The sequence below is a fragment of the Microbacterium sp. Bi128 genome, assembly GCF_918698205.1.
Genome location: NZ_CAKKMM010001510.1, coordinates 1 through 1,190, shown reverse-complemented (window position 1 = coordinate 1,190; position 1,190 = coordinate 1). Strand labels below are relative to the sequence as shown.

At 68.1% G+C, this 1,190-nt stretch carries 1 protein-coding gene and 2 pseudogenes; 1 reads left to right on the top strand and 2 read right to left on the bottom strand.

The genetic code is table 11. The annotated features are described in order from the left end of the window. Window positions 1-532, bottom strand: a pseudogene (locus LQV45_RS34110) (exo-alpha-sialidase); the annotation flags it as partial. 78 nt (window positions 533-610) lie between these two features. Further along, the gene (locus tag LQV45_RS34105; protein ID WP_028277621.1) at window positions 611-823 is read right to left on the bottom strand and encodes a hypothetical protein; all 213 of its coding nucleotides are present in this window, start codon (window positions 821-823) and stop codon (window positions 611-613) included. 150 nt (window positions 824-973) lie between these two features. Between LQV45_RS34105 and LQV45_RS34100 the strand changes: the two are divergent. After that, window positions 974-1,190: pseudogene (locus LQV45_RS34100) on the top strand (universal stress protein); the annotation flags it as partial.

The following is a 1,190-nucleotide window of genomic DNA, read 5'->3' as shown; positions in this document are numbered from 1 at the left end:
CTCCGGTGCTCATGGCGACGTGGACTTTCTCGCCCGTGGGGTCGACGACGATCGAGTGCGCCGCAGCGCCGCCATAGCCTGCGCCCCATTCGCTGCGGTGCGGATGGTCCCAGAGGCCGCGGTTGAGCTCGAAGTGCTCGCCGCCGTCGGTGGATTTCCAGACCGAGATCGGTTCGCAACCCGCCCACACGACGCCCGGGCGGGAGTCGGCGTCGGGATAGATCTGCCAGATCCGTTCCAGGGCGGCGTCGGTGCCGTCGGGGAACGTGATGGCGCCGTTTTCGGGTTCGGTCCAGGATCCGCCGAGATCATCTGAGTGGAAAACCGTGGGGCCCCAGTGCTCGGAGCGGACCCCCACCAGGATCCGGGTCCTGTCATCGCGGGTATCGATGGCGATGCTGGGCACCTCACTCATCAGAAAATGCGGGCCGGACAGCGACCAGTCCTTCCGGTCCCGGCTGGTCGCCAGCCAAAGGCCTTTCTTGGTCCCGATCGCCAGGACGTAACTCTCTGCAGTAGCCATGGGGTCCATGCAACCATCCCCGCCCGAAGGCCGCAACGGTTTTCTCCCGGCGCCCGCCGGCATGCGCTGCCGCGCCGGTGGCATCTTTCAGTCGACGAACTCCGACTGCGTCTCGATGAAGTCCCAGTCCGCGGCCGTCAATACGGCCGCGCCGGCGGCGGACGGCTCAGCCGGACCGGGCCCGCCGGCATCCGCGATTCCCCGCTGCACGGCCTCGGGCAGTTCAATGGTCCGCAGGTTTTCCCGAAGCCATTCCTTGCTCGCCAAATCCAGATCCAACCACCACATGTAGATCTCCACGGCGGCCACCTCCTCCTGTGTTCTTCAACCGTAGGCCCCACCCCCGGGCTGTTCAAGGGAGGCCGCGGCAAACGGCGCCCGCACCGTCCCGGGCCGGCAGACGGGAAGTAAGCCCCTGTTCAGGGCCGCACCCCGGCGCCAGAATGAAGTATGCCTGACGACTCCGCCCACGGCCCTGCGCCCCTCGTGGTGGGTGTGGTTCCGGGACAGTATCCGGAAGTGCTGCAGACGGCGGCATCCCTCGCGAAGTCCCTCGCCGCGCTCTTGATCTGCGCCTACGTGGACGAGGCCAGCTACCTCGTGGAGTGGGACCCGGCGCGGTCCGCGCACCGCCTGTCCCTGCACCCGGACGCGGACGACGCCCGGA